The sequence below is a fragment of the Arthrobacter sp. 05T442 genome (assembly GCF_056395945.1).
On record NZ_JBFTKM010000001.1, the window covers coordinates 134,108 to 154,011 of the forward strand.

A 19,904-nucleotide genomic window follows, 5' to 3' on the forward strand; every position below is an offset into this window, starting at 1 on the left:
TTAAATTGCGCCAAAGACGACGCGTGAGTTCATCTCGGGAAAGGCAAGATGATGAGCGGCAGCAGCGAGTTCGACGAGCCCACGGAAGCAACGGGCAACGGAGAGAAGCCGGAAGCCCCCGAACTCCGGGGCCGGTACGTCAAAGGCAACTATGGCAAGGCCGGGACGCAGGCAGGACGCCACTCGGACGACGAGGAAGGCCAGTTCACCGAGGGTGACTATGGTGCCGCCGGCAGCGAAGGCGGCCTGCCCGAACCCTTGGGCACAAAGGCCGAGGAATCCGGGCGCTATGTGCAGGCCGACTATGGCGATGCCGGTGCAACTCCAGGGCGCAGCGCCGAGTCGGAAGTCGGCCAGTACTCCGAGGGCGACTACGGCACCGACGGGACTGTGGCGCCCGTGCGCAAAGCCGGACCGGACAAGGCGTAGCCGTCGGGCCGAGCGCAATTTCGGGATTCCTGCGGAGCGCGTGTGGTGATTCCTGCGGAAGCCTTTCACATTGGCACCATGAGCCTCTAGAGTTACTAGCACATGGTCGTTGTATGGCTCAGCATCGGCACACCGCCATGTCACCAGGTGGGGTTGCCGGTCGATTGAGCAAAGGAACAAGGAAAAAATGTCTACGGAGGCCAACTTCTCCAAGGCCCGCTTCTTGACTGTGGCTGAAGTCGCGGAAGTTATGCGGGTGTCAAAGATGACCGTGTACCGGCTCGTGCATTCCGGCGAGATGCCGGCCGTCCGCTTCGGCCGCTCCTACCGGGTGCCGGAGAACGCCGTCGAACAGTATGTCAAGGGTGCCGTTGTCGACGGTCATACGGAGACTGGTTAAGCGGTCATGGCGTCGCCTGCGGTCCGAATCGGCGGCAGCAGGTCCGCCGTAGGGCCTGCGGTCGTGGGGTGCCCCCGAGAGGCGGTACCCTGTTAAGGAACGTTTTACGTCATTGTAAGAACCTGTCAGTTGTTTCAGTCTGCTGCTTAGCCCGCGGACCCCTTCCAACAGGCAGGTACTGCATCTAGCCGGTAAGGAACTTTCGTGGGTTCAGTTATTAAGAAGCGTCGCAAGCGTATGGCCAAGAAGAAGCACCGCAAGCTGCTTCGCAAGACGCGCCACCAGCGCCGCAATAAGAAGTAGCAATACTTCGCACTGCGTGAAATGCCCGTTGCCATCCCGGCAGCGGGCATTTTTGTTGTACGCCCAGCCCGGGTCTGAGGGGGTGGGCCGGCCTGACCTCGCCCGAGACTGCGCGGAAGTTGGATTTTCGCGCCGGTTCCGGACGTGCGCTGACCGGATCCCCGCGGCGAGGGTCCGAAAACGCGGCCGGGGTCCGAATCTGTAGCGAAAAGCCCCGCAGCGCGGGTCCGAAAACGCGGCCGGGGTCCGAATCTGTAGCGAGAAAGCGCCCCGCCTAGGGCATGGGGCCGCGGAAACGGGAGAATCCCCGCCAGAGGCCGTAGATGGCCCCGCCGACCGTGGCGGCCTTGAGCCCCAGCGTGGCGGCGCGCCGTCCGGACCGGAAGTCGTACACCGGCCAGTTGTGTTCGCGGGCGTGCCTGCGCAGTTTGGAGTCCGGGTTGATCGCCACCGGATGCCCCACCATGCTCAGCAGCGGAATGTCGTTGTGCGAGTCGCTGTAGGCCCAGCACCGGTTGAGGTCCAGCCCCTGGGCGGCCGCAATTCCGCGCACGGCCACCGCCTTCGCCGGGCCGTGCAGGATCTCTCCCACGAGCCGACCGGTGTAGGACCCGTCCTGGATCTCGCCCACCGTGCCAAGGGCGCCGGTGAGGCCCAGCCGGGTTGAGATGACCGTGGCGACCTCGATCGGCGTCGCCGTCACGAGCCAGACCTTGCGTCCCACCCGGAGGTGCTGTTCGGCCAGGGCCTTGGCCCCGGGCCAGATCCGGGACTCAATCATTTCGTCGTAGACTTCTTCGCCGAGCGCCTTGATGTCTTCAACCGTGATCCCGGCGCCCAGGGACAGGGCAGAATCACGGACAGCGTGGACATCATCCATGTTTTCGCCGCGCAGGACGAACATGAGCTGTTTCCAGGCAAAGCCGGCAGCCTGGCGAAGGGTGAAGGCCCCGCGCTGGTGCATCTTGCGGGCCACATGGAAAAGGCTGGCGCCCTTCATGAGGGTGTTGTCGACGTCGAAAAAGGCGGCTTCGCCATGCTGCGATGACGCAACGGGCGTGGTGGCCACAGCGACGTACTTCTCCTCGGGCATGCCACGAGTCTAGTCAATGCCCGGCGTCCTCCGGCCCCACAGGCCTCCGATCCGGCTCCGGACGAGCCGCGCGTCGACGCCGGAGCTGTCGCCGGGCTACCGTGGATGCATGGCCAAGCCCGCGTCTTTCCCCGATGTAGTACTCATCACCAAAGCCAACTGCCACCTCTGCGCCGACGCGCGCGAGGCCGTCGGCCGTGTCACGGCTGCTCTCGGCCTTGACTGGACTGAGCAGTCCATCGACGATGATGCCGCATTGCGTGAGCGCTTCGCGGAGGAGATCCCCGTGGTGCTGGTCAACGGCGTCCAGCGGGATTTCTGGAAGATCGACGAAGAACGCCTGTCGCGGACACTGCGGCGGGCCCTCAGCCAACAGTCCTGATACGCCGCCGTCCCGGCGGCTTGGCTGCTTTGTTGCCTGAAGTGCGGGGGCTCTAGAGTGGGAAGCACAACGCGACGCAATGGAGCAGATAGTGACTTCGCTGGATTCATCCCCCGAGGCTGTGCCCGGGGGAGCAGGGACTGCCGCCAAGCAGATTCCACCCGCGGCCGTGGCCCGGCTGACCATCTACCTGCGCGCCCTGACCACATTGCTGGCCGAAGGCGTGGACCGCGTCTCCTCCGAATCGTTGGCCGAGGCGTCCGGCGTCAGCTCTTCCACGCTCCGCAAAGACCTCTCCTACGTGGGCTCGTACGGAACGCGCGGCGTGGGCTACGAAGTGCAGTACCTCAACCGGCACATCGCCGCGGCCCTGGGCCTGACGCACGACTGGAAGGTCGCCATAGTCGGGGCCGGCAACCTTGGCAAGGCCCTGGCGCGCTACGGCGGATTTGAGTCGCGGGGCTTTGATATCGTGGCGATTTTCGACGCCGACCAGATGGTGGTGGGAAGTGAAGTGGGCTGGTTGCGGGTCAGTGATGCTGCCGACCTCGAGCCCGTCCTGCAGCGGACCGGTGCCAATATGGTGGTCCTTGCGCTGCCCGCTGCGGTGGCGCAAGGCGTCTGCGACCGGGTGATCGCCGCGGGCGTGCGGAGCATCCTCAGTTTCGCCCCGGTGATGCTGCAGGTCCCGCCCGGGGTCAACCTGCGGAAGGTGGACATGGCCACTGAACTGCAGATCCTCGCCTACCACGCACAAAGGGCGCAGGACCCGGAGGATGCTGACTAGCTCCAGCCAGATCGTCCGGCCCCGCGCCCTGTGCGCTGTCGCCCTGGGGCTACTTGCCGAAGGGGTTTCCCGGCTGGCCGTACGGGTGCGTGAACGGCTCCGGTTTCCGGAAATATGGCGAGGTTGCCGGCAGGTACAGCAAAACGATTCCTGCGATGCCGGCCAGGGCCGCCACAGTTCCGATGCTCAGCGGGAAGATGCTGAACACTGAGAGTGCGGCAAAGACCGTGCCCAGGATGCGCGCCCAGTTCTTGCCCTTCCGGACGTTGATGGCCACAAGGGCGTACAGCCCGGCGCTGACCGCGGCGAACACCACGATGGTGCCGACCAGGAAACCCTTGATGGCGTTGAAGTCGATCTTGGTCCCGCTGGCAGCCATCTGCTGGTCGAACATGTTCCGGACGTCGGGGGTGTCCAACGTGGCCAACCCGATGAGCAGGGAGACCACCCATACGACCCCCGAGGCGACGATCAGCCAGAAGGCGGTGTTGACGAGCTTAGGCATGCCGCCCTGAACCTGCGCCTGGTCGGAGGGGTACTGGGCGTAGGGGGACTGCCCGTATGCGGGCTGCCCGTATTGGGGCGCCTGCTGGCCATATTGCGGGAGCTGCGGAGCGTTCTGCCCGTATTGCGGCTGGGGTGCTTGCTGCCCGTACTGCGGCGGCTGCGGAGCGTTCTGCCCGTATTGCGGCGCCTGGGGCGGCTGCTGGCCGTACTGCGGGGCGGACGGTGCCTGTCCGTACTGCGGCGCCTGGGGCGGCTGCTGCCCGTATTGCGGGGCGGACGGAGCCTGCCCGTACTGCGGCGCCTGGGGCGGCTGCTGGCCGTATTGCGGGGCGGACGGTGCCTGCCCGTACTGCGGGGCCTGGGGCGGCTGCTGGCCGTATTGCGGGGCCTGTTGGCCGTATTCCGGCTCCGGCCGTCCGCCCGGCTCGGGGGCTTCCGGAGTCGGAGGCTGGACTGGGGGGTTGCTCATTAAGCGGTCCTTTGCGTATCGGCATCTGAATAGGCCACCGGGACCAGCGATCCTGCCCTGCCCCCAGCATGGTTTAATTCCACCGTACCGCGGCCGTGCCGCCGTGCGGATCATTCCGGACAGGTATTCTCGGTCCCGGTCCGGAAGGCCATGAGGTTGCTCAGGGACAAGTGCCCTGGGGCGGCCACGGCTGGAACCCCGGGGCGGTCACGGTTGGAATTCCGGGGCGCGAGCGCGTTAAATGCGGCCCCGATGCCCGGCAAACCAGGCCTGGGAGTTGGGCAGCCACATGAGCACGGTCGCCACGAGGCTGATGACGAAGCTCGGCATGCTGCCGCCGCCCCTGCCGGCCACGGCGCTGGCGTTGACGACAGCGAGAACCAAAGAGATGCCGGCAACAATCGTGAGGGCGAAGCGGGCCCACTCCCTGCCTTCCTTCATCTTCATGGCCAGGATGATCTGGGCTGCCGCCAGCGTGAGCGCCACCAGGACCAGCAGGAGCACCAGCAGGCCCACAGCCGGGGCGAAAGCGAAGATGACAAAGGATCCGAACAGGCCTATGACTCCGCCGAGAAGGCCGAGGAGCCCGCCGATGAGCCAGATCCAGTAGGAGACTTTGAGCTCGTTCGGCATGGCGGTGGCGCTGAACATGCCAGAGAGGCCCCCGTGGGGCATTGCGTCACTGAAGCTCCTGGGGCGGTCCGCCGGCATTCCGAAGAGGACCCCGCCCGCCGGTGCCTGTTGGCCGGGCGGCTGATACCCCGGGGGACCCTGCGGGCCCGGCGGCTGATACCCCGGGGGACCCTGCGGGTTCATCCTGGGCGGCTCGGAACCGGCCGGCGGGACATGGCCTGCCGGCGCGGGACGGGCGCCACCGTACTCCGGCGGGGGTACGTCGCTGGGGTTGGTCATGAGGTTCACTCTAGACCGCGGTGCCCCTGTTCTCTAGGGAATTTGGGCCAGCTGCGGGGCGGGTCGACCGCGGCACCTGCACGCGTCCGGCGAACCCTCAAGCGCTCCGCACGGGCCCCCGAGGGAAAAAGCCAGCGCCCCGCTTCATCACGTGACGAAACGGGGCGCTGGATGCGGACGTCCGGCGTCGGCCGGTCAGTCCTGGGAGGTGCTGACTAGGCTGCCGGAGCGATGAAAGCCAGTTCCAGGTTGATGGCGACCTTGTCGCTGACGAGCACGCCGCCGGCTTCGAGGACTGCGTTCCAGGTCAAGCCGAAGTCCTTGCGGCTGATGGTGGTTTCGGCGGTGAGGCCGGCGCGGGTGTTGCCGAAGGGGTCCACGGCCACGCCGTTGAATTCGGTTTCGAGGGCGACCGGGCGGGTAACGCCCTTGATCGTCAGCTCGCCCTGCAGTTCGTAGGCGTCGCCCTTCGGAACGATGGTGCTGGAGACGAAGGAGATTTCCGGGAAGTTCTCGACGTCGAAGAAGTCCTCGCCGCGGACGTGGCCGTCGCGGTTGACGTCGCCGGAGTCGAAGCTGGCGGTCTTGATGGTGGCGTTGACCTTGGAATCGGCCACGTTCTCGGCCAGGTCCAGAGTCGCCTCGGCGTCCTTGAACTGTCCGCGGACCTTGCTGATGCCTGCGTGGCGGACGGTGAAGCCAATCTCGCTGTGCGAGTTGTCGAGCGTCCAGGTTCCGGTGGTGACGTTGGTGGGAAGTGCCATGGTGGTTCTCCTTGGGTCGGGTGGGTCGTGCCGGTGTTCGTCTGATCGTTAGTTGAAGCATCATTGGTTGAAGTCTCAACTAACCGCTTCACCCAGTATAAACATGCATTTGCATCTTTTATTCCAACTCCGGGGAACATTTCTTGAAACTCTTCAGTTCTACTTCTCGTAGAAGATTTCAAATCGCCCGACATCTTTGCGAAACTGGTACACATGCCCCAAGCCACTGTTCATTTGCTCCGCCACGGCGAGGTCCACAATCCCGACGGCGTCCTGTACGGCAGGCTGCCGGAATTCCACCTCTCCGAGCTCGGCCGGCAGATGGCCCGGGTGCTCGCGGACCACTTCAGTGAGCGCGCCGCGGAAGGGGCGAAAATCGTTCACCTCGTGGCTTCGCCGCTGACCCGTGCGCAGGAGACCGCCCGGCCCATCGCCGAGGCACTCAACCTCGACGTTGTTACCGAGGACCGGATCATTGAGGCCGCCAATTACTTTGAGGGAATGCACGTCACCAAGGCAGAGATCCTCAAGCCGAAGCACTGGCCGATGCTGCGCAACCCGTTCCGCCCCTCCTGGGGAGAGCCCTACCAGGAGCAGGCTGCCAGGGTGATCGCGGCGGTCCAGGATGCGCGCCTGCACGCCATCGAGCTCGGCGGCGACGGTGCCGAGGCCATCCTGGTCAGCCATCAGCTTCCCATCTGGGCCACCCGGCTCAGCGCCGAGGGCAAGCCGTTGTGGCACGATCCGCGCAAGCGCGAATGCACCCTGACATCGCTGACGTCCTTCGTGTTCGACGACGCCGGCAACCTCCTCCGTGTTGACTACAGTGAGCCCGCCGCCGCCCTCCTGCCCGGTGCCGCCAGCACCCCGGGAGCCTGAGCGTGCGAGGCAGCGACCGGAACGCAACTCCGTCCCGCCGCAGCATTTTGACTGCTGGCGGCGCCGCCCTGGCGGTAGTGCTCGGGCTCTCCGGCTGTGCCCAGGAGGATGCGCTCGCAAAACAGGCGAAGGCCGGGGACAACAAGAACTACGTGGCCGGTGACGGATCCGTGACCGAGTTCGCCGCCGCCGACCGCAAGAGCCCGGTGGCGGTGAAGGGGACCCTGTTCGACGGCACCGCCGTGACGCCGGAGGCCTTCCAGGGCAAAGTCACCGTCCTGAACTTCTGGTTTGCCGCCTGCGCCCCCTGCCGGGTCGAAGCGCCGTCGCTCGAGGCCCTGCACCAGGACTTCAAGAGCCAGGGCGTGCAGTTCTTCGGCGTGAACCTCCGCGACGAGAAGGCAACGGCGGACGCGTTCGAGAAGTCGTTCAACCTGACGTACCCGAGCTTCAACGACAAGGACGGCGCCGTGCTGCTGGCCGTTTCGGGCCTGGTGCCCCCGGGCGCCGTCCCCACCACGCTCGTGCTGGACAAGCAGGGCCGCGTCGCCTCCCGCGTGCTCGGCGAGATCCAGAAAGGGACCCTCAAGTCCCTCATCGACGCCGCCGTGGCCGAGTAGCGGCGGCCTGCGTGAACAGCCCCTTCGCCGAAGCAATCCTGAACGGTTCGCTGCTGCTTGCCGTGCCCGTGGCGCTGCTGGCCGGCTTCGTCTCCTTCCTTTCGCCCTGCGTGCTGCCCCTCGTGCCCGGGTATCTGGGCTACGTCACGGGGCTGACCGGCGTCGACCTGCAGAAACAGAAGCGCGGCCGCATGCTGGCCGGCATCGGACTCTTCGTCCTGGGCTTCTCTGCGGTCTTCGTCCTGCTCGGCGGGGCGTTCGGCCAGCTGGGGACCCTGATCACCGGCTCGCAGAACAAGTGGATCACCCAGCTGCTCGGGATTCTGGTGGTTGTCATGGGGGTCGTCTTCATGGGCGGCTTCGGCTGGCTCCAGCGCGACGCCAAGATCCATGCCAAACCGCCGGCAGGCCTGTGGGGCGCGCCGCTGCTGGGCATCACGTTCGGGCTGGGCTGGGCGCCGTGCATCGGCCCCACCTATTCCGCCGTCCAGCTCCTGAGCCTCTCGGGCGGTTCCTCTGCGGCCAAGGGCGCCTTCCTGGCCTTCGTCTATAGCCTTGGGCTGGGGATCCCGTTCCTTCTGATTGCCCTGGCCGTGCGCCGCGGCGTCGGAGTGATGTCCTTCTTCCGCAAACACCGCCTCGCCATCCAGCGCACCGGCGGCGGCATCCTGATTGTGCTGGGCCTGCTGATGGCCAGCGGTGTGTGGGGGGCCTGGGTTTCCGGGTTGCAGTACTGGTTCCAAACCGATGTGAAATTGCCGATCTGATGAGCGAGCGAGTGAACGTAAAGAAGAAGTCCCCGGCCGACGCCGCCAACCCCGGTGCCAAGCCGGACGCCGCCAACCCCGTTGCAACAGCCAAGGCCGAGGCCGTCCTGCCGTCGCTCGGCCCGGTGGGCATGCTCCGCTGGGCCTGGACCCAGCTGACCAGCATGCGCACCGCGCTGTTCCTGCTGCTGATGCTGGCGGTCGCCGCCGTTCCGGGATCCTTGTTCCCCCAGCGCCCCGCCAACCCCTCGATCGTGACGCAGTACATCAAGGACCACCCGGACTACGGCAAACTCCTGGACTCGCTGCAGCTCTACGACGTGTACTCCTCCGCGTGGTTCTCCGCGATCTACATCCTGCTGTTCATCTCGCTCATCGGCTGCGTGATACCCCGGGCCATTGCGCACTACAAGGCCATGCGCTCACAGCCGCCGCGCACGCCGGCACGGCTCTCGCGGCTGCCCGAGTACGGGACGCTGGTGATTCCCGCCGACGCCGGGATCCCGGCGTCGGACGCCATCACCGGCGCCGCCACGGTGCTGAAAAAGCGCGGATACCGGGTGGACATCAGGGACCGCGACGGCGCGCGGCCGTCCCTGGGCGCGGAGCGCGGGTTCCTGCGGGAAGTGGGCAACCTTCTCTTCCACACTGCGCTGATCGGCGTGCTGGTCTCGGTAGCGGCCGGCGGCCTGTTTGGCTACAGCGGCCAGCGGATCCTGGTGGAGGGCGACACCTTCGTGAACACGCTCGTCGGCTACGACCAGTTCACCCCGGGCACCAACTTCCAGAGCAGCCAGCTCCAGCCCTACTCGGTCCAGCTGGACAAGTTCGACATCACGTTCGACCGCGAATCAAAAGGCAAGTTCGGCCAGCCCATCGACTTCAAAGCCGATGTGACCACCAAGGAGACCCCGGACGCCCCCGCCAAGAAGGAAGTGCTCAAGGTCAACGATCCGCTCAGCCTGGGCGGCACCAGTGTCTACCTCACCGGCAACGGCTATGCGCCGGTCGTCACCGTCCGCGACGGTGCCGGAAACATCGCCATGCAGGGCCCCGTCGTGGCCAAGCTCCAGGGCCAGAACTACTATTCCTCCGTGGTCATCAAGGTCCCGGACGCCAAGCCCGAGCAGCTTGCCTTTGCCGGGTTTTTCCTGCCCACCGCTTTCGTCACGGACCAGGGCGTGTCTTTCAGCGCTGATCCCGAGCTCATCAACCCGCAGCTGACCTTGAACTCGTATTTCGGCGACCTCGGACTGAACGGTGGCACCGCGCAGAACGTGTTTGAGCTCGATGTGCAGAAACTGACCCCGCTCAACGCCCGCAACCTGCCCACCAAGGGCATTGTCCTGACCCCGGGCGCCAGCTACACGCTGCCCGACGGCAAGGGCTCCATCAGCTTCGACGGCGTGAAGCGGTACGTCGGCGTGGACATCCACCACAACCCGGGCCAGCTCTATGCGCTGATCTTCGCGCTCGTGGCCGTTGCCGGCCTCGTTACGTCCCTGTACGTGAACCGCCGCCGCGTCTGGATCCGGACCGGGACACATGCCGACGGCCGCACCATGGTGGAATACGGCCTGCTGGCCCGCGGCGAGGACCACCGGCTCGCCGGAGAAGCCGCCGCCCTGCGCTCCCTGCTCGTCAACGCATGGCAGCTCGGCGACGACGACCCCTCCGCCGCAGCTGCCGGCCGGGATTCCCAGTCGGCTCCCAGCGGAACGGTGCATAATGACCGGGCGGATTCTGCCGCGACGGACGCCGGTGCAGGGCAAACGTTCCTGGAACATCCCGAAGCAGACTTCATCCAGTCAACAGCCGGCTCGCACGAGCCAAAGAAGGACCAGTAATGTTCCCCATCAACGAAACCATGGGCCAGTACAGCGAGCTCTTCATGCTGCTGGCCGCCGGCACCTACACAGTGGCCTTCATCGCCTTCGCCTGGGACCTGGCCAAGAGCAGCAAGATGCTGCGCGCCGTGGACCTCAGGGCCGCGGAGCTCTCCGGGGCAGCCGCCGGCGTCCAGGCGGCCAAGGTACCTGTCGGAGCCGGCGTCGGAGCGGGCGGCGTCGGATCGGACGCGGCCGGGCCCGCCGATCGCGCCGACTCGGACGTTAGCGGCCCTGTGGGCCGCGCCGAGCGGCCGTCCTCACGCAATGCCCAGGAAGGCATCGGCCTGACCGCCGACGGCGGCATGCGCTACGGCAGCGAGCGGCGCGCGCCCGCGCGGGTCGCCGTCGCGCTGACCGTCCTCGGCGCAGCGATCCACGCAGCCGGCGTCATCACGCGGGCTTTCGGCGCAGGCCGGGTGCCGTGGGGCAACATGTATGAATTCCTCACCACCGGCGCGTTCGTGGCCGTGGCCGTCTTCCTGCTTGTCCTGATCCGCCGCGACCTGCGCTTCCTTGGCACGTTCGTGATCGGCCTGGCCATCATCATGCTCGTTGCGGCCTCCATCGCCTTCTGGACGCCCGTCGGGCACCTGGTGCCTGCGCTGCAAAGCTACTGGCTGCTCATCCACGTCTCCATCGCCGTGATGTCCTCCGCGCTGTTCACCCTGACCTTCGCGATGTCAGCGCTGCAGCTCGTGCAGTCGCACCGCCAGAAGACCATCGCGGCAGGCGGCGCCGACAAGCTCGGCTTCATGCGCCTCGTGCCGAACGCCCTGAGCCTGGAGAACCTTTCCTACCGGATCAACGCCATCGCGTTCGTGGGCTGGACCTTCACGCTCATGTTCGGTGCCATCTGGGCCGAGAAGGCGTGGGGCCGGTTCTGGGGCTGGGACACCAAGGAAGTCTGGACCTTCGTGATCTGGGTGGTCTACGCAGGCTACCTGCACGCCCGCGCCACCCGCGGCTGGACCGGAACCCGCGCGGCCTGGCTGTCGATTGTCGGCTACCTGTGCGTCGTCTTCAACTTCACCATCGTCAACCAGTTCTTCAACGGGCTGCACTCCTACTCGGGACTGTAGCCCGGGACTGTAGGCGCGGGCCCGGGACTGTAGCCCGGGACTGCAGCCCGGGACTGTAGCCCGGGACTGTAGCCCGGGACTGTAGGCGCGGCCTCGGATCTGCACGTGCGGCCTGTGGATCCGCGGCCGCGGCCTGCGGGCCGGCGCCTACAAGGTGCCTACTTGACCTCGTCGGTGCCCTGCGTGCCGGCGTCGCCGGATTCGTGGGCGTCCCCGGAACTGCCGTGCGCTTCACCGGTGCCGGCGTCGAGCTCGCGCTCCTTGGCGCCGAGTTCGTCCTTGAGCTTCTTGAGCCGTTCGGCTTCGGCCTGCTGGCGGTGCCGGATTTCGAGGTTGCGCAGGAAGTCCGGGTCGTCATCCGGGGCGACGGGATGGCCGTAGCTGGCCGGCGCCGGGCCGGTGCCTCGCGGCCGGCCGATGATGAACCACAACACGGCGCCGATCACCGGCAGGACAATCTGCACCACGATCCAAGCCGGCTTCGAAATGCCCTTCGTCAGCTGCGGGTCAGTCCGAATTGCGTCGATCAGTCCGTAGACAAATACGACGAGGACGACGATCGGGACCACCACACGGAGCATACGTTTAGTCTAGCCGTCGGGGGCGCCGACGGCGGTGGCCCCGGGGTCCCGGCGGACGCCGCAGGGAGTCGAACCCGGTACGGGAACGCTGGCTGGGTCCGGGCGGCCGCCGGACGGCTAAACTTGGAGCGTGGCTTTCCTCAAATACACCCTGATCCGGCTGGCACTCTTCGTGCCATTGTTCGCGCTGTTCGTCTACCTGCAGCTGGGATGGCTGCTGGCTGTCCTGTGCGCCGGAATGATGTCCTTCGCCATCAGCTTCCTCTTCTTCCAGAAGCAGCGGGACGCGGCCACCGCGACGCTCCACCACCGCTTCTCCGGCAAGGCCAAGCCCCTGCGCAGCGCAGGGGAAGTGGCGGACGCCGACGCCGAGGACCGCCTGGTGGACGCAAACCCGGAGATCACCGTCCGCACGGACAGCCGGCACGAGGACTCCTAGGACCCTGCGGCACGCGGCCCAGCCAGCAGGCTGAGTGCCGTCAGGCCCGCGCCGGACCCGCGTTAGAACCCGTGGCTCAGGACCAGGCCGAGGGAGAACAGGGCGGCGTAGCCGAGGTTGATCAGCCCGGTCTGCTTGAGCACCGGAATCAGGCTCTTGCGCCGCCGCCCGGCGATCATGAGCCAGGACGGCATCAGGCTGGCCGGGATCAGCAGCAGCACGATCAGCATCCAGGGCCGCCCCGGGGCCAAAACAATCACCAGCAGGATCGCGACGGCGAGCATCAGCACGTAGCTCTCACGGGCATGTTTGTCCCCGAGCCGTACGGCCAGGGTCTTCTTGCCGGCCTTCCTGTCGGTGGGGATGTCACGGACGTTGTTGGCCATGAGCAGGGCGCAGGCGATCAGTCCCGTGCCGATGGCGCCAATGATGGCGGCGAGGCTGAGCTGGCCGGCCTGGGTGTAGGTGGTCCCCAGCGTGGCCACGAGGCCGAAGAAGACAAAGACGAAGACGTCGCCCAGGCCAAGGTAGCCGTACGGATTCTTGCCGCCCGTGTAGCCCCAGGCTGCCGCGACGCAGCCGACGCCCACCAGGATCAGCCACCACGTCTCGGTGATGACCACCAGGCCCAGTCCGAAGAGCATCGCGAGCCCGAACGCACTGAACGCCGCCCACTTGACGTGTGCGGGGGTGGCGGCGCCCGATCCGACGAGCCGGAGCGGCCCCACCCTGTCCTCGTCCGTGCCGCGGATGCCGTCCGAGTAATCGTTGGCGTAGTTGACGCCGATTTGCAGCAGCAGCGCCACCAGCGCGGCCAGCACGGCGTTGAGGGGACGGAACGCGTCCATCTCGTAGGCGGCCGCGGTGCCGATCAGGACGGGCGCAATCGCGGCCGGCAGGGTGCGCAGTCGGGCGCCTTGGATCCATTGTGCGGCTGTGGCCACGGTCAGTACCTCGTGTTGGTTTGGTGTCGGTTCGTCAAAAGCCGGGTGCGGCTTGTCTATTTTCCCTGATGCAGCGAGTCCAGCAGAACTGTCATGGCCAGCCGGTCCGGTTTTCCGTTGGGTAGCATGAGCAGTCCGGCCGCCGGAAGGACGGTTTTCGGTGCCAGCTGTCCCAGCGCCGGGCCCCAGGACGCGTGGCGGCGGGCGGTGAAGGCTTCGATTCCTTCGGGGGAGTTGTCGGCGACCGCGACGTAGGCGGCCAGCGCCTGGCCCCATTCGGCCGAGGGGACGCCGGCCACGAAAGCGGCCAGCACGCCGTCGAGCTTCTCCAGCTCCGCCTGCACGTGAGCGGCGGAGACTTTCACGCCGCCGGTGATGATGACGTCGTCGGCCCGGCCGAGCACGGTGAGCCGGCCCTCAGCGTCCAGATGGCCGAGGTCATTGGTGCGGCACCAGCGGACGCCGTCCTCTTCGAGGAAGGTCTCGGCAGAGAGGTCGGGGGCGCCCAGATATCCGGCGGCGATGGTTGCGCCGCCGAGGAGGATGCGGCCGTCGTCCTGCACGCGGACCAGGACGTCTTCGAGCGGGAAGCCGTCGTAGACGCAGCCGCCGCAGGTCTCCGCCGAGCCGTACGTGCCCACCACGCGCACGCCGGCGTCCCGGGCAGCCTCCAGTAGCTCCGCAGACGCAGGTCCGCCGCCGAGCAGGATGGCGTTGAAGCGACGCAGCACGGCCAGCGTCTCGGCCGAGGGGGCGTCCAGGAGCCGCTGCAGCTGGGTCGGGACGAGCGAGGTGAAACGGATCTTGTCCGTGAGCTCGAGCGCGGCGGCGGTGAAGGCCTCCGGAGTGAACCCGCCGGTCAGGTCCATGACCCACGGGCGCGTCCCCGCGAAAAGCGAGCGGACCAGCACCTGGACGCCGGCCACATACTGCACGGGTAGTGCCAGCAGCCACTGGCCTTCGCCCTTGAGCGCAAAGGCGGTCGCCATCGAGGAGGCCGCCAGGGCATCCACGGTGAGGACGGTGGCCTTCGGTGCGCCGGTGGACCCGGAGGTCCGCACCACGACGGCCGCATCCTCAATGCCGGGCGTTTCGCGGAAGGCCAGGACCGGGTCGCCGTCCGGTCCGGCGGAGAGTTCGACGGCGGGTCCCTCGCCGTGGAGGGCAGCAGCGAGCGCCTTGAGCGCGGGTTCTATGTTCACAGCTCCGGATGTCATGGGTTCCGCCTTAGAAGTAGTACGGGAACTTGGACCAGTCGGGATCACGCTTTTCGAGGAAGGCTTCCTTGCCCTCGACGGCCTCGTCCGTCATGTAGGCCAGGCGGGTCGCTTCGCCGGCGAAGACCTGCTGGCCGGCCAGGCCGTCGTCGGCCAGGTTGAAAGCGAACTTGAGCATGCGGATGGCCTGCGGGGACTGCCGGGCGATGTCGGCGGCGTATTCCAGGGCCACGTCCTCGAGGCGTGCGTGGTCCACGGCCTCGTTCACGGCGCCCATCCGGACCATGTCCTCGGCGGAATATTCGCGGGCCAGGAAGAAGATCTCCCGCGCGGACTTCTGGCCGATCTGGCGGGCCAGCAGTGCCGAGCCGTAGCCGGCGTCGAAGCTTCCCACGGTGGCGTCCGTCTGTTTGAACTTGCCGTGCTCGCGGGAGGCGATGGTGAGGTCCGAGACCACGTGCAGCGAATGGCCGCCGCCGGCCGCCCAGCCGTTGACGACGGCGATGACCACCTTGGGCATGGTCCGCATGAGCCGCTGGACCTCCAGGATGTGCAGCCGGCCCGCGCGTGCGGGGTCGATGGTCTCCTTCGTCTCACCCTCGGCTGGGTCTTGTACTGCGTACCGGTAGCCGTCGCGGCCGCGGATCCGCTGGTCCCCGCCGGAGCAGAACGAGTGGCCGCCGTCCTTGGGGGAGGGGCCGTTGCCGGTCAGCAGGACCGTGGCGACGTCCGGGGTCATCCGGGCGTGGTCCATGGCGCGGTAGAGCTCATCGACGGTGCCGGGCCTGAAGGCGTTGCGGACCTCGGGGCGGTTGAAGGCGATGCGGACGGCGGGCAGGTCCCGGACGACTTCGCCGTCGGCGGTGCGCTCCACCTGCCGGTGGTAGGTCATGTCCTGGAAGTCGTCGAAACCGGACACGGTGCGCCACCGGGTGGGGTTAAAGACGTCGGATACCTTGGCGGGGATTTCGTTGCTCACAGTCCGAGTCTAGTAATCGGCTCAGCTGATGCAGAACTCGTTGCCCTCCGGGTCGGCCATGGTGTGCCAGGAATGCGGCCCCTGGTTTGCAGTCCAGAGGAACGTTGCGCCGCGGGCTTCCAGGGCCGCGCGCACCTCGTCCTTGTCCGCGCCGGCGAGCCTGACGTCCCAATGGACCCGGTTCTTGGCGGTTTTTTGCTCCGGGACTGTCTGGAAGAGAACGCGGCGGGCTGGCGATTTGGCGTCGAGCTCTTCGGGCGGACGGATCGCGGCGCCGGCACCCCAGACGAGTTTGCCGTTGTGCCGCAGGGTGTCCGCCTCCGTCGCGAAGCCCTGCTCGATCATGGAACGGATGAAGCCCTCGTCCTGGGGCTCGACGGCCCAGTCCAGGGTTTCGGCCCACCAGTCGGCGAGCTCGTGCGGGTTGATGCAGTCCACGGCGATCTGGATGTTCAGTGTCATGGAAAGAAAACTACGGCGCCGGGGCCCGCACCGGAAGGGGTTTAGGCCGTGCAAGGCGCCGGAGGCCCCTGCGGGGTCACGGAATCCGCGATCCGCCAGATCGATCCATCCCAAGTCATCAGGTAGTCAAGATCCCATTCGGAGCATGTCTGCCCGCCGGGTCCGTGCTGCGCGTCCTGAACGGTCCTTAGCCGGACGGATGCCTTGAGATCGGGTCCGGCGGCGGCCACGTCCTCGACGACCAGTGTTCGCCAGAAAGACGAGCCGAGGCCCTCCCTCCATGTCCCAAGCCCGCCCATCCGGTCCTGCATCTCGGGCGTGAGTATGGCGAAGGCGAGGTCGTATGCACCGCGGTTGATTGACTGGCCGTGAAAGACCAGGCTCTGGGTGATGTTGGCGGCCTGCGGGTGATCGGAATTCACCGTGACGGCTATCTCGCTGGTGGCTGCCGGTGCCGGCAGGCCACAGCTGGTCGCGGGCAGCGGAGTGGTGCGGTTCTTCCAGCTCTCGACGGCGAGGACAGCCTTGCGGGCGTCGACAGCGAAGGCCGTGCCCTCGGCACTGTAGTTGCCTTCGCTGCCGGCGCCGAAAACCCAGGCCCGTTTGGAGCTCACGATCCCCGCCACCTTGCCGTCCATGGTCAGCAGCGGGCCTCCGCTGTTTCCCGGATTGATGGCGGCGTCGGTCTGGATCAGGTTGCTGACCGTTCTTGTGCCGATTGTCTGCTCCCGGTTCAGCCCGCTGACACGTCCTGCGGTGAATGTGAGGTCGGCATCGAGTGGAAAGCCCAGCGCTGCGACGTCTTCCCCCAGTGCCGGCGGAGCGCTGACGAAGTCGAAGATATGGCCGCGGACCAGATGGGCGGTGCGCAGAAGAGCAAGGTCGGCCGTCTCATCAATACCGAGCACCTGCGCGCTCGAGATCTCCGTGCCGAGGCTGATGCTGATGGCTGCCTGGTCCTTCACGACGTGCGCGGCGGTGACGATAAGGTCGTCGGCGATGAGGAAGCCGGTACCGACGCCGCCGGCATCGCACAGCGTGACGTTGATTTTTGCCACTCCGGAGCTGACATTCGCGACGGTGCCGGCCCACCCGCCCTGCTGGCGGCTGGCGGTGGGCGCTGGTGCCGTGGCGGACGCCTCGCTGGTGCGCGGCGGGGGCGTCAGGACTGCAGACGTGGCCGTCGGGGTGTTGGGTGCCGCCGGTGCGGCCGGTGCCGCAGCGGGAGGGGACACGCAGCCGGTCAGCGCGAGAAGCGTCGACATCGCCGTAGCGGCCGGTAGTGCGAACATTCGATGGGCGTGGGCTTTCATGGCAGTCATCCCCAATACAAGGTTGCCGCTCCAGCCCACCCAAGCTATCGCGAAGTGCCCTCAAGATAGCGCATACGCCGGCGAAGAACTAGAGGGGATCCGCGTGGAATGCCGCCGAGGATCTGCCCCACTCGGTGCGAATCCCTACCCCGCTCGGTGCGAAGCCTTGCCCCGCTCGGTGCTGCGGCTAGCCGTGGACCTGCTGCAGCTGTTCCAGGATCTCCGGCGGGATGGCGTAGATGAAGACGACGGCCATGAGGTTTTTCGTGGCGTGCACGAAGTACGAGAACATCACGTTCTTCCCGGTCCACACATACACGAACACAAGCACGGCGCCCATGGCCAGGTACGGCATCAGCACCTGCAGGGTCGGTTGCTCCTGGCCGACAACGTGCAGGGCCGCGAAGAGCGCGACGGACACTGCGCAGCAGACCCACAGGTTGACGCGCCGGCTGAGTTTGCCGATCAGCAGGTGGCGGAACATGTACTCCTCCACGAAGGGCCCCACGATCACCAGCAGGGGCACCATGAGCCAGGCCGGGACTTGCTGCATGAGCGCCTGGAGGCCTGCCTGGTTGGCGGACGTCTGTACCGGCCCGCTGAGGGCCACCAGGACCGCGGTGAGGATGAGCATCGCCACCACCGCCAGCGGAACCATGAACACGGTGAACCAGGGCCGGGTGGCCAGGACCCGGAGGTCGCGGCGGGCAATGCGGCGCGCGGCGGCGAGGGCCAGCAGGCCGACTGTTCCGTAGAAAATCAGGTTCACGGCGTAGGACGCCACGGCGGGGTTCGGCGACAACTGCAGCAGCAGCGGCGCGAGCAGATCGCCCGCCACGGCAAAAAATCCGGCCACAGCCACATAGAGTCCGGCAGTGGCGAAATCGAGCCCCGAGAACCGGTAAAGCTCCGGCTGCGGCGCGGGTGGTGTACGGAGAGCTGTGCCCATGCCACCAGCCTAGCGCCGGAGCAGGGGAGCGGCAGGGCGGGCGGGTGGAGCGCCCGGGTCGGGGCCGGATGTTGCCCGCGTCACGGCGCCGCCGCGAAAGCTAGTACGATGGACGTGCCGCGCGAGGCTTCGACCCTTTGTGAGGTTCGGTACACATTGTTGCCCTTTCCGGGCCTCAACCCGAATTTCGTGTACCCGGATCCACGGTCCAGTCCCGGCCATACCCCGACCTGCAAGGAATAGTTGTGCCACAAAGTACTGCCACCGAACTTAAGAGCGCGCCGGCGCAATCCGCCGTCGTCGACTCCACTCTCAGCGCCGAGGGTTACAAAAAGACCCTGAGCGGCCGCCACGTGACCATGATTTCCATGGGCGGCGCCATCGGCGTCGGGCTCTTCATGGGTGCCGGCGGCCGGCTGGCCTCCACCGGCCCGGCGCTGATCTTCTCCTACGCCGTCGCCGGGGTCATTGCCTACCTGCTGATGCGGGCACTGGGCGAGCTCATCATGTACCGGCAGACGTCGGGCTCCTTCGTCAGCTACGCGGGGGAAATGTTCGGCAAGAAGGGGGCCTTCATCTCCGGCTGGATGTACTTCATCAACTGGGGCATGACCGGGATCGCGGAACTGATCGCGATTGGCCTGTACTTCCAGTTCTTTTTCCCCAACGTGCCGGTCGAAGCGTCCGCCATCGCGGCGCTGGCGCTGCTCGTCGCCGTGAACCTGCTCAGCGTCAAGGCCTTCGGCGAGTTTGAATTCTGGGCGTCCTGCCTCAAGGTCGGCGCCATCCTGATCTTCCTGGCCGTCGGCACCTTCATGGTGGTCACCAACGCCAAGGTGGGCACCGGGCACGCTTCCGCGGCCAACCTCTTTGCCAGCGACGGCGGGATGTTCCCGAAGGGGGCGCTCGTCATGGTCCTCGTCCTGAACGCCGTCATCTTCGCCTACAACGGCATCGAACTCGTGGGCATCACGGCCGGTGAGATGCAGAGCCCCAAGCGTGAAGTTCCCAAGGCGATCCGCGCCGTCGTGCTCCGCATCGTGGTCTTCTACGTCGGCTCCGTCCTCCTCCTGGCCATGCTGCTGCCGTCCGACCAGTACAAGGCCGGCACCTCGCCGTTCGTCACCGTGTTCGGCCAGATGGGCCTGGGCTGGGTGGGCGATGTGATGAACATGATCGTCATCACCGCGGCGCTGTCCTCGTGCAACTCGGGCCTCTACTCGATCGGGCGCGTGTTCCGCACCATGGCCAACAACGGGCACGCCCCGCAGTGGCTAACCAAAATGTCCTCCCGCCATGTGCCCTACGCCGCGATCCTCGCCATCGCCGCGTTCTACCTCGTCGGCATCCTGCTGAACATCTGGCTCGGCGGCTCGCATGCCTTCGACCTCGCGCTGAACACCGCCTCCATTGGCGTCATCTTCACGTGGGGCGCCATCTTCGCCAGCCAGATCGCGCTGCGCCACCAGAAGGGCCGCGTCTCCGAGCTCCCCATGCCGGGTTCGCCCTGGACCAGCTGGGCCGGACTGGTCGCGCTGCTGGCGATCACCGTCCTGATCGGCTTCGACACGATGACCGACAAAGCAACCGGCGAGGTCTTCCAGCTGGGCCTGTGGACCCTGGCCACCGTTCCGTTCTTCGCCCTCGTGCTGTGGCTTGGCTGGCAGAAGGTCAAGAACAACGGGCCCAAGAACGAGCTCTTCAGCTAGGAACCGCCACTGCCCCCGTCCCACTGTCCCC

The 19,904-nt window shown here is 66.7% G+C and carries 23 protein-coding genes; 12 read left to right on the plus strand and 11 right to left on the minus strand.

The window, feature by feature from the left end:
• Positions 1–48 precede the first annotated feature (48 nt).
• The 3 genes from AC1DES_RS00615 to AC1DES_RS00625 all read left to right on the plus strand — a co-directional run bounded on the left by AC1DES_RS00615 (position 49) and on the right by AC1DES_RS00625 (position 1,132).
• A complete protein-coding gene (locus AC1DES_RS00615) occupies positions 49–429 on the plus strand; it encodes a hypothetical protein (protein WP_476893760.1) in 381 nt (126 codons plus the stop codon).
• A 187-nt stretch (positions 430–616) separates the two neighbouring features.
• Positions 617–829 (plus strand): helix-turn-helix domain-containing protein, encoded by a 213-nt coding sequence (locus AC1DES_RS00620; protein ID WP_476893761.1) that lies wholly within the window; start codon positions 617–619, stop codon positions 827–829.
• 204 nt (positions 830–1,033) lie between these two features.
• On the plus strand, positions 1,034–1,132 hold the full coding sequence (locus AC1DES_RS00625) for a 30S ribosomal protein bS22 (RefSeq protein ID WP_003792170.1): 99 nt from the start codon (positions 1,034–1,036) through the stop codon (positions 1,130–1,132).
• A gap of 274 nt (positions 1,133–1,406) precedes the next feature.
• Here the strand turns inward: AC1DES_RS00625 and AC1DES_RS00630 are convergent, their stop codons facing one another.
• Entirely contained in the window at positions 1,407–2,225 is an 819-nt protein-coding gene (locus tag AC1DES_RS00630; protein ID WP_476893762.1) for an HAD family hydrolase, read from the minus strand.
• Between the two features lie 109 nt (positions 2,226–2,334).
• Between AC1DES_RS00630 and AC1DES_RS00635 the strand changes: the two genes are divergently transcribed.
• Both AC1DES_RS00635 and AC1DES_RS00640 read left to right on the plus strand, forming a co-directional pair.
• Positions 2,335–2,607: a glutaredoxin family protein gene (locus tag AC1DES_RS00635; protein ID WP_476893763.1), complete on the plus strand. Its 273-nt coding sequence runs from the start codon at positions 2,335–2,337 to the stop codon at positions 2,605–2,607.
• Between the two features lie 91 nt (positions 2,608–2,698).
• On the plus strand, positions 2,699–3,394 hold the full coding sequence (locus AC1DES_RS00640; RefSeq protein WP_476893764.1) for a redox-sensing transcriptional repressor Rex: 696 nt from the start codon (positions 2,699–2,701) through the stop codon (positions 3,392–3,394).
• A 49-nt stretch (positions 3,395–3,443) separates the two neighbouring features.
• On the opposite strand, the gene AC1DES_RS00645 is transcribed toward AC1DES_RS00640, so the two are convergent.
• The 3 genes from AC1DES_RS00645 to AC1DES_RS00655 form a co-directional block, all read right to left on the minus strand.
• Positions 3,444–4,370, minus strand: a complete 927-nt coding sequence (locus AC1DES_RS00645) for a hypothetical protein (RefSeq protein WP_476893765.1) — start codon at positions 4,368–4,370, stop codon at positions 3,444–3,446.
• Between the two features lie 237 nt (positions 4,371–4,607).
• Positions 4,608–5,045 carry a hypothetical protein gene (locus AC1DES_RS00650; RefSeq protein WP_476893766.1) on the minus strand — a complete coding sequence of 146 codons (438 nt, stop codon included), beginning with the start codon at positions 5,043–5,045 and terminating at the stop codon, positions 4,608–4,610.
• 452 nt (positions 5,046–5,497) lie between these two features.
• Entirely contained in the window at positions 5,498–6,046 is a 549-nt protein-coding gene (locus tag AC1DES_RS00655) for a YceI family protein (RefSeq protein ID WP_476893767.1), read from the minus strand.
• A gap of 213 nt (positions 6,047–6,259) precedes the next feature.
• On the opposite strand from AC1DES_RS00655, the gene AC1DES_RS00660 reads away from it, so the two are divergent.
• The 5 genes from AC1DES_RS00660 to ccsB are packed head-to-tail and all read left to right on the plus strand — an operon-like array spanning position 6,260 to position 11,280.
• Positions 6,260–6,925 (plus strand): histidine phosphatase family protein, encoded by a 666-nt coding sequence (locus AC1DES_RS00660; protein ID WP_476893768.1) that lies wholly within the window; start codon positions 6,260–6,262, stop codon positions 6,923–6,925.
• A gap of 2 nt (positions 6,926–6,927) precedes the next feature.
• A complete protein-coding gene (locus AC1DES_RS00665; RefSeq protein ID WP_476893769.1) occupies positions 6,928–7,545 on the plus strand; it encodes a TlpA family protein disulfide reductase in 618 nt (205 codons plus the stop codon).
• Between the two features lie 11 nt (positions 7,546–7,556).
• Positions 7,557–8,312 (plus strand): cytochrome c biogenesis CcdA family protein, encoded by a 756-nt coding sequence (locus AC1DES_RS00670; RefSeq protein ID WP_476893770.1) that lies wholly within the window; start codon positions 7,557–7,559, stop codon positions 8,310–8,312.
• Positions 8,312–10,159 carry a cytochrome c biogenesis protein ResB gene (gene resB / locus AC1DES_RS00675; protein WP_476893771.1) on the plus strand — a complete coding sequence of 616 codons (1,848 nt, stop codon included), beginning with the start codon at positions 8,312–8,314 and terminating at the stop codon, positions 10,157–10,159. The genes AC1DES_RS00670 and resB overlap by 1 nt, the downstream gene beginning before the upstream one ends.
• On the plus strand, positions 10,159–11,280 hold the full coding sequence (gene ccsB / locus AC1DES_RS00680; protein WP_476893772.1) for a c-type cytochrome biogenesis protein CcsB: 1,122 nt from the start codon (positions 10,159–10,161) through the stop codon (positions 11,278–11,280). Before resB ends, ccsB begins: the two co-directional genes overlap by 1 nt.
• Positions 11,281–11,438: 158 nt before the next feature.
• Here ccsB and AC1DES_RS00685 read toward each other — a convergent pair whose 3' ends face one another.
• Complete coding sequence (locus AC1DES_RS00685; protein ID WP_476893773.1) at positions 11,439–11,861, minus strand: PLD nuclease N-terminal domain-containing protein; 423 nt, start codon at positions 11,859–11,861, stop codon at positions 11,439–11,441.
• Between the two features lie 130 nt (positions 11,862–11,991).
• Between AC1DES_RS00685 and AC1DES_RS00690 the strand changes: the two genes are divergently transcribed.
• A complete protein-coding gene (locus AC1DES_RS00690; RefSeq protein WP_476893774.1) occupies positions 11,992–12,300 on the plus strand; it encodes a DUF4229 domain-containing protein in 309 nt (102 codons plus the stop codon).
• A gap of 62 nt (positions 12,301–12,362) precedes the next feature.
• Here the strand turns inward: AC1DES_RS00690 and AC1DES_RS00695 are convergent, their stop codons facing one another.
• The 6 genes from AC1DES_RS00695 to AC1DES_RS00720 form a co-directional block, all read right to left on the minus strand.
• The gene (locus tag AC1DES_RS00695; RefSeq protein WP_476893775.1) at positions 12,363–13,244 is read right to left on the minus strand and encodes a 1,4-dihydroxy-2-naphthoate polyprenyltransferase; all 882 of its coding nucleotides are present in this window, start codon (positions 13,242–13,244) and stop codon (positions 12,363–12,365) included.
• Positions 13,245–13,300: 56 nt separating this feature from the next.
• A complete protein-coding gene (locus AC1DES_RS00700) occupies positions 13,301–14,461 on the minus strand; it encodes an AMP-binding protein (protein WP_476893776.1) in 1,161 nt (386 codons plus the stop codon).
• Between the two features lie 10 nt (positions 14,462–14,471).
• Positions 14,472–15,440 carry a 1,4-dihydroxy-2-naphthoyl-CoA synthase gene (locus tag AC1DES_RS00705; protein ID WP_476893777.1) on the minus strand — a complete coding sequence of 323 codons (969 nt, stop codon included), beginning with the start codon at positions 15,438–15,440 and terminating at the stop codon, positions 14,472–14,474.
• Between the two features lie 21 nt (positions 15,441–15,461).
• Positions 15,462–15,902 carry a VOC family protein gene (locus AC1DES_RS00710; RefSeq protein WP_476893778.1) on the minus strand — a complete coding sequence of 147 codons (441 nt, stop codon included), beginning with the start codon at positions 15,900–15,902 and terminating at the stop codon, positions 15,462–15,464.
• A gap of 41 nt (positions 15,903–15,943) precedes the next feature.
• The gene (locus AC1DES_RS00715) at positions 15,944–17,224 is read right to left on the minus strand and encodes a S1C family serine protease (RefSeq protein ID WP_476893779.1); all 1,281 of its coding nucleotides are present in this window, start codon (positions 17,222–17,224) and stop codon (positions 15,944–15,946) included.
• Between the two features lie 178 nt (positions 17,225–17,402).
• The gene (locus AC1DES_RS00720; protein ID WP_476893780.1) at positions 17,403–18,164 is read right to left on the minus strand and encodes a lysostaphin resistance A-like protein; all 762 of its coding nucleotides are present in this window, start codon (positions 18,162–18,164) and stop codon (positions 17,403–17,405) included.
• Positions 18,165–18,409: 245 nt separating this feature from the next.
• On the opposite strand from AC1DES_RS00720, the gene AC1DES_RS00725 reads away from it, so the two are divergent.
• Entirely contained in the window at positions 18,410–19,873 is a 1,464-nt protein-coding gene (locus AC1DES_RS00725) for an amino acid permease (protein WP_476893781.1), read from the plus strand.
• Positions 19,874–19,904: the final 31 nt, after the last annotated feature.

Coding starts and splice junctions, on each gene's coding strand:
- AC1DES_RS00635 (WP_476893763.1), top strand. CDS start 2,335: ATGGCCAAGCCCGCGTCTTTCCCCGATGTAGTACTCATCACCAAAGCC.
- AC1DES_RS00620 (WP_476893761.1), top strand. CDS start 617: ATGTCTACGGAGGCCAACTTCTCCAAGGCCCGCTTCTTGACTGTGGCT.
- AC1DES_RS00715 (WP_476893779.1), bottom strand. CDS start 17,224: ATGACTGCCATGAAAGCCCACGCCCATCGAATGTTCGCACTACCGGCC.
- AC1DES_RS00645 (WP_476893765.1), bottom strand. CDS start 4,370: ATGAGCAACCCCCCAGTCCAGCCTCCGACTCCGGAAGCCCCCGAGCCG.
- AC1DES_RS00710 (WP_476893778.1), bottom strand. CDS start 15,902: ATGACACTGAACATCCAGATCGCCGTGGACTGCATCAACCCGCACGAG.
- AC1DES_RS00700 (WP_476893776.1), bottom strand. CDS start 14,461: ATGACATCCGGAGCTGTGAACATAGAACCCGCGCTCAAGGCGCTCGCT.
- AC1DES_RS00685 (WP_476893773.1), bottom strand. CDS start 11,861: ATGCTCCGTGTGGTGGTCCCGATCGTCGTCCTCGTCGTATTTGTCTAC.
- resB (WP_476893771.1), top strand. CDS start 8,312: ATGAGCGAGCGAGTGAACGTAAAGAAGAAGTCCCCGGCCGACGCCGCC.
- AC1DES_RS00630 (WP_476893762.1), bottom strand. CDS start 2,225: ATGCCCGAGGAGAAGTACGTCGCTGTGGCCACCACGCCCGTTGCGTCA.
- AC1DES_RS00720 (WP_476893780.1), bottom strand. CDS start 18,164: ATGGGCACAGCTCTCCGTACACCACCCGCGCCGCAGCCGGAGCTTTAC.
- AC1DES_RS00615 (WP_476893760.1), top strand. CDS start 49: ATGATGAGCGGCAGCAGCGAGTTCGACGAGCCCACGGAAGCAACGGGC.
- AC1DES_RS00650 (WP_476893766.1), bottom strand. CDS start 5,045: ATGCCCCACGGGGGCCTCTCTGGCATGTTCAGCGCCACCGCCATGCCG.
- AC1DES_RS00655 (WP_476893767.1), bottom strand. CDS start 6,046: ATGGCACTTCCCACCAACGTCACCACCGGAACCTGGACGCTCGACAAC.
- AC1DES_RS00660 (WP_476893768.1), top strand. CDS start 6,260: ATGCCCCAAGCCACTGTTCATTTGCTCCGCCACGGCGAGGTCCACAAT.
- ccsB (WP_476893772.1), top strand. CDS start 10,159: ATGTTCCCCATCAACGAAACCATGGGCCAGTACAGCGAGCTCTTCATG.